Here is a 6,301-nt window from a genome sequence, read left to right on the forward strand (position 1 = left end):
GCCGGAGGTGTACGGGGCTAGGGCGCGCGGCGGTGACGGGAGTATCGAAACCCGATCGTCGGGCCACCCCTGCCGGTGTGGCCGCGCTCATTCGTCCCCTGAGATTGCGCATCCGTCACGCGCAGGACCCTCTTGACTCCCTGGTGGGGCACGTCTGTGGACCGACCGAGAATTCTCTGGACACAGGGCGAGCACCTTCATAGAGTGTGACTCAGATCACGACTGAGCGTGAACCATAAGGAGGAGCGACATGGGTATGAAGCAGCGGATTTCTAAGGTCGGTGCCGGCGTGGCCGTCGCTGGACCGTTGGCCGTCTCCGGTGCGGTGCCAGCGCAGGCGCTGACGGACTCCGGTCGGCAGGACTGCAGCGCAGGACTCCTCCTGTCGGGCACCTACGGCTACTGCTACTACCCGTACTGACTCGCCGGCACCGATGACTTCATTACGCATTCCTGCGACGGCCGCCCTGGTGGCGGCCGTCGCCCTGACCCTCACCGGCTGCGTCGGTCGGGAGTCTGCGGGCCTCGGCGGTTCATCCACGGTCGCCGCTCCCCCCACCGCGACGGCCGAGAAGACCTGGGACGCCTCGCAGTGGGTTCCCACCGAGAGGATCGAACCCCTCCTGACGACGGAGGCGGAGAAGGAGCGCGCCTACCGTGAGCAAGTCGCGCGGCACGCTCAGGGGGCGGGAATGCCCGCGCCGCCTCAGGTGGAGCGCTCCGGGTGGTACGCCACGTCCCTCGAGTCGGACCGCATGGTGTCCACATGCCTGGCCGAGGCCGGGTGGCCGAACTCGGTCGGTCCGACCGGGGGAATTCAGATCGACACCCCACCTGAGTCCCAGAGGTCTGCTTTCGAGGCGGCCTACGTGACCTGCTACGCACAGCACCCGGTGGATCCGAGCTACACCCAGGACTGGACCGATCCGCAGCTCCGCCTCGTCTATGACTACTGGGACCAATACCTCATCCCGTGTCTCGAGGCCTACGGCTACACGGTCGACACCTCCGCGCGCCCCTCCAAAGAGGCATTCGTCTCCGCGTTCTACACTCCAGGCCGCCACCAGTGGTGGCCCTTCGCGGACAGCATGAGGGGCGTGTCGGCAGAACGCCAGGCCGAGGTCGCGCAGACATGCCCGGAGCTTCCGCCGCAGGATGTCTTCTGGGGGTCATCCGGATGAATCGCCCCGCCCGCTGGGCCGCCCTCGTCCTTGCGCTCGTGGCCGTCGCCGCGCTCGCCTTCTGGGCCGGCCGGGTCACGCTCACCCCTCCGGCTCAGGCCGAGCAGCGTCCGGCCGCGAGCGCCCTCGTCACCGTCGCCGAGCAGGAGCTCGGCCGCGTCATCACCCTCGGCGTCTCCGTGTCGCGCGAGCAGACGCCGGCGGCGGTGAACGCGCTGACCGGCGTCGTCACCCGGGCCGGAGAGTCCGGCGAGGTGGCTGCCGGGGAGGTGCTGTACGCCGTCGCCCAGAAGCCCGTGCTCGTCCTCCAGGGCGAGCTTCCCCAGTGGCGCCCTCTCGGGGAGGGCACTTCCGGCGACGACGTCGCCGCGTTCCAGCGCATGCTCGCCGCCACCGGCGCGAAGGTGGAGGCCACCGGCACGTGGGACGAGGCCACCGCGGACGCCTGGGACGACTGGCTCACCGAACGCGGCTACCCCGCCGCGGACACCGTGGAGCTCGGCCAGCTCGTGGTCCTCGACGCCCTCCCCGCGCCCCTCAGCGTGGACGCGAAGACCACCGCCGTCGGCACCACCCTCGCCGGCGGCGAGAACGTGGTGGCCCGCCCCGGCGACCAACCGGACTTCGCCCTCGAGGTCAACCAGGAGCAGGCCGCCCTCATCCCGGCCGGCACCCAGGTCACCGTGCCCCACGGCGAACACGAATGGAAGGCCGTCGCCGGCGAGTCCACCTCCGACGAGCAGGGCCTGATCCGCATCACCCTCACCGCCCCGGACGGCGGCGTGGTCTGCGGCGAGGACTGCGACACCCTGCCCGCCGACGCCACCACCTCCCTGCTCTCCCAGGTCAGCGTGGTCCCGCCCGTCTCCGGGCCCGTGGTCCCCGTGTCCGCCCTGCGCACCCAGCCAGACGGCGCCGCGACGGTCACGGTGGTCCGGGACGGCGCCGCGGAGGACCGCACCGTCACCGTCCTCGGCTCCGCCGACGGCCTCGCCGTCGTGGACGGCGTGGACGCCGGCGAGCAGGTGCGCGTGCTGAACGGCACCCGATGACGGGGCCCGCCACCCCGGGCACGCCCGCCGCCCCCGTCGTCCCCGCCGCCCTCGCCGTCGAGGACCTGCGCTTCGCCTATACCCGCGCCGCCGAGGAGCTGTTCGACGGCCTCACCCACGCGTTCACGCCGGGCGCCGTCACCGCCCTCACCGGGCCCTCCGGGCGCGGCAAGTCCACCCTCCTGTACGTGCTCGGGCTCATGCTCACGCCCACCTCCGGAGTGGTGCGCCTCGGCGACGTCGACGCCTCCACCCGCCCGGACCGGGAGCGCTCCCGCCTGCGCGCCACCTCCGTGGGATTCGTGTTCCAGGACTCGGAGCTGGACCCGTCCCGCCCCATCCTGGACTCCGTGGTGGAGCCCGGCCTCTACGCCGGGTTGGAGCGCCAGACGCTCGAGGACCGGGCACGGGCGCTGCTCGAGCGCTTCGGCCTCGCCCACCGCGCCGACCACCGGCCCGGGCAGGTCTCCGGCGGGCAGGCGCAGCGGGTGGCCGTGTGCCGCGCCCTCGTGAACGCGCCCGTCGTCGTCCTCGCGGACGAGCCCACGGGCAACCTCGACCCGGACAACGCCGGCCTCGTCATGGACGCCCTCGCCGATGCCGCCGCCGAGGGGCGCACCGTGGTGGTCGCCACCCACGACCCCGCCGTCGTCGCCCGCGCCGACGAGGTGGTGCGGCTGTGAACCGGGAGGACCGCCCATGAACCTGCGCACCCTGCTGCGTGAAGCCGTCACCGCCGCACGCACCTCTCCCGTGCCCTCCGCCCTCGTGCTGCTCGTGGTGGCCGCCATGTGCTTCGCCGCCGTGGCCACCGTGGGCAGGCAGGCCGCCACCGAGGCGGCCGTCGCCGCAGAGCTCTCCGGCCCCGGCGCCCGCGTGCTCACCGTCACCGACACCGGCGGCACCGGTTTCCTCACCGGCGCCACCGCGGCCACCCTCGCCGGACTCGACACCGCCGAGGCCGCCCTCGCCCGGGACTCGCCCATGGACGCCGTGAACACCGGGATCGGCCGGGGCGGCGCCCGCGTGGCCGTGACGAACGTGGTCGGCACCCTGGACCGTGGCATCGTGCTGACCCGCGGCCGCCTGCCCGCCCCCGGCGAGGTGGTGGTCCCCGAGGCCAAGCTCGCCGAGCTCGGCCTCGCCCAGCCCTCCGGAGCGATCGAGGCCACGGACGGCGGCCAGTGGGCCGTCGTCGGGGCGTTCCAGGCCCAGGACCCCTTCCAGGACCTCGACGGCTACGCCCTCACCGTCCCCGCCGCCCCGGACGCCCTCGTGATGCAGCAGGTCCGCGTCCTCGCCGCCGACACCGCCGGCACCCGCGCCATGCAGGAGGCCGCGCTCGCCGTGATCGACCCCGACCCGCGCGCCTCCTCCATCCAGACCGCCCGTGCCCTCTCCGCCGGCAACCAGGTGATCACCGGCGAGCTCGCCGGGCTCGGACGCTCCCTGCTGCTGCTGATCCTCGGAGCCGGCGCGTTCTTCGTGTCCATCGTGGTGCTCGCCGACGTCCTCATCCGCCGCCGCGACCTCGGCCGCCGCCGCACCCTCGGCATCGGCCGCGGAGACCTGATCCTGCTCGTGGCCGTGCGCACCGCCGTGCCTGCGCTGCTGGGCGCCGTGCTGGGCTCCGGAGCCGGGTACGCCGTCGTCGCCGGCCAGGGCGGGACGCTGGGGGTGGACTTCGTGGCGGCGGTGGCCGTGCTGGCCGCCCTCACCGCGCTGCTGGCCAGCCTCGCCCCGGCGGCGTTCGCCGCGTTCCGCGACCCCGTGCGGGTGATGCGGACGGCGTGAGGGGTGGCGGGCGGGCCCGCTCACCGGCGGGCACCCCGCCCGCGCACCGCTACCCTCGGGAGCATGCCCGCCTTACCCGCCGCGCCCCCGCCTGCCCTCACGCCGCTCCAGCGGCAGTCCGTCCTGCGCACCCTGCGCAGCCCTCGGCTGCTGGGCACGGAGGTGCTGGCCGCCGTCGTGGTGGCGCTCGCGCTGATCCCGGAGGCCATCGCGTTCTCGATCATCGCGGGCGTGGATCCGCGCGTCGGGCTGTTCGCGTCCTTCACCATGGCGGTGACCACGGCGATCGTGGGCGGCCGGCCCGCCATGATCTCCGCGGCCACGGGGGCGGTGGCGCTGGTCGTCGCACCGCTGTCCCACGCGTACGGGGTGGGGCACCTGCTTGCCGCGATCATCCTCGGCGGCGTCATCCAGATCCTGCTCGGCGTGCTCGGTGTGGCCCGGCTCATGCGGTTCGTCCCGCGCTCGGTGATGGTGGGGTTCGTCAACGCGTTGGCCATCCTCGTGTTCACCTCGCAGCTGCCCGAGCTGATCGGCGTCCCGTGGCTCGTGTACCCGCTCACGGCGTTGGCCCTGGCGATCGTGGTGCTGTTGCCGCGGCTCACCACGGCGGTGCCGGCGACGCTCGTGGCCGTCGTCGTGGTCACCGCCCTGGTGATGGCCGCCGGCCTGGCCGTGCCGCGCGTGGGGGACCGGGGCGCGCTGCCGGACGCGCTGCCCGCGCTCGGCCTGCCGGACGTCCCGCTGACGTGGGAGACGCTGTGGCTGATCCTGCCGTTCAGCATCGGCATGGCGTTCGTGGGGCTGCTCGAGTCCCTGCTCACCGCGAAGCTCGTGGACGACATCACCGACACCCGCTCGGACAAGACGCGCGAGTCCTGGGGGCAGGGTGTCGCGAACGTGGTCTCGGGGTTGTTCGGCGGCATGGGCGGCTGCGCCGTGGTGGGGCAGACCATGATGAACGTCAAGGCGAACGGCGCCCGCACCCGGATCTCCACGTTCCTCGCGGGCGTGTTCCTGCTGGTGCTCGTGGTGGCCTTCGGCGGCTTCGTGGCGCAGATCCCCATGGCCGCGCTCGTGGGCGTGATGATGTTCGTGGCCGCCGCCACCTTCGACTGGCACTCGGTGCGCCCCGCCACCCTGCGCGCGATGCCGCGCTCGGAGACCGCCGTCATGGTCGTGACCGTGGCGGCCACGGTGCTCACTCACAACCTCGCGATCGGCGTGGGTGTGGGCGTGCTCGCTGCGCTGGTGCTCTTCGCCCAGCGCGTCTCGCGTCTGGTCACGGTGGTCCGCGAGGTCCACGACGACGGCGACGCCGTCACGTATCGCGTGCACGGCGCCCTGTTCTTCGCGTCCTCGAACGACCTCTACTCGCAGTTCGAGTACGCCCTCGACCCGCCGCGCGTCGTGATCGACATGAGTGCCGCGCACGTGTGGGACGCCTCCACTGTGGCCGCGCTCGACTCGGTGCTGACCAAGTACGCCCGGCACGGGATCCACGCCGAGGTGACGGGGCTGAACGAGGCCTCCGCGGCGATGCACGCGCGCCTCACCGGGCGACTCGGCGCCTGAGCCGGCGGGCTCAGGCGGTGACGAACTCCCACTGGTGCCCGTCCGGGTCGACGATCTCGCGGGAGTGCATGCCGGAGTCGGCCATCTCCTCGCGCAGGTCCTCGGGCAGGGGCACCTCGGCGGCGCCGAGCTCGATCGCCCGGTCCGCCAGGGCGTCCACCGCCGCGGCGTCGCCGACGGTCAGCGCCATGAGGGCGGAGTTGGTGGTGAGGCAGTCGGCGATCTCACGGTTGCCGATGAAGTCGGTGTAGTAGCCGGGGCTGAGGTACATCGCGTACGTCGACTCGGTGAGCTCGATGCACACCGAGTGCTCGTCCGAGTAGTCGTCCATTGCGGTGGCGCCCAGGGTCGTCCAGAACTCACGGATCCGCTCGGTGTCCGTCGTCGGGAGGTTGATGAACACCGGCTGGGAGAACAAGGCCATGGGGAGCACCGTAGACGAGGCGTTCGGCCCGCCGCCACCGCGCGCGTGTCGCGGGCGCGCGGGCGTGGCGTGGGCCACGGAGCCGCTCCCGACGACGGCGCCCGCGGCCTGGCGCGTCCGCCCCCGTTGGTAGCGTGGCCGCCATGAGCGTTCCTCCCTCTGGCCCGCCGGCCGGTCCGCCCGCCGGCTGGCCGCCGTCGGGCCGGCCGTCCGCCCGCCGCGCCGCCGTCGCCCCGAGCCTGCACGGGCACCCCGGCGCCCCCGGTGGCGTCCCC

The 6,301-nt window shown here is 73.4% G+C and carries 7 protein-coding genes; 6 read left to right on the forward strand and 1 reads right to left on the reverse strand.

All coding sequences use genetic code 11. The annotated features are described in order from the left end of the window. Positions 1–250: 250 nt before the first annotated feature. The 6 genes from MF605_RS10970 (at position 251) to MF605_RS10995 (ending at position 5,602) form a co-directional block, all read left to right on the forward strand. Positions 251–421 (forward strand): hypothetical protein, encoded by a 171-nt coding sequence (locus tag MF605_RS10970; protein ID WP_020621742.1) that lies wholly within the window; start codon positions 251–253, stop codon positions 419–421. A 49-nt stretch (positions 422–470) separates the two neighbouring features. Beyond that, a complete protein-coding gene (locus MF605_RS10975) occupies positions 471–1,181 on the forward strand; it encodes a hypothetical protein (RefSeq protein ID WP_020621741.1) in 711 nt (236 codons plus the stop codon). Beyond that, positions 1,178–2,233 carry a hypothetical protein gene (locus MF605_RS10980; protein ID WP_020621740.1) on the forward strand — a complete coding sequence of 352 codons (1,056 nt, stop codon included), beginning with the start codon at positions 1,178–1,180 and terminating at the stop codon, positions 2,231–2,233. Before MF605_RS10975 ends, MF605_RS10980 begins: the two co-directional genes overlap by 4 nt. After that, the gene (locus tag MF605_RS10985) at positions 2,230–2,916 is read left to right on the forward strand and encodes an ABC transporter ATP-binding protein (protein WP_020621739.1); all 687 of its coding nucleotides are present in this window, start codon (positions 2,230–2,232) and stop codon (positions 2,914–2,916) included. Before MF605_RS10980 ends, MF605_RS10985 begins: the two co-directional genes overlap by 4 nt. Positions 2,917–2,932: 16 nt before the next feature. Continuing rightward, positions 2,933–4,027 carry a hypothetical protein gene (locus MF605_RS10990; protein WP_049147055.1) on the forward strand — a complete coding sequence of 365 codons (1,095 nt, stop codon included), beginning with the start codon at positions 2,933–2,935 and terminating at the stop codon, positions 4,025–4,027. A gap of 63 nt (positions 4,028–4,090) precedes the next feature. Further along, positions 4,091–5,602, forward strand: coding sequence for a SulP family inorganic anion transporter (locus MF605_RS10995; RefSeq protein ID WP_134417018.1), 1,512 nt, complete (start codon positions 4,091–4,093; stop codon positions 5,600–5,602). A 10-nt stretch (positions 5,603–5,612) separates the two neighbouring features. Here MF605_RS10995 and MF605_RS11000 read toward each other — a convergent pair whose 3' ends face one another. Next, complete coding sequence (locus tag MF605_RS11000; RefSeq protein ID WP_020621736.1) at positions 5,613–6,026, reverse strand: VOC family protein; 414 nt, start codon at positions 6,024–6,026, stop codon at positions 5,613–5,615. Positions 6,027–6,301 lie beyond the last annotated feature (275 nt).

The organism is Micrococcus luteus (genome assembly GCF_022664405.1).
In the GTDB taxonomy this organism is placed as follows: domain Bacteria; phylum Actinomycetota; class Actinomycetes; order Actinomycetales; family Micrococcaceae; genus Micrococcus; species Micrococcus luteus.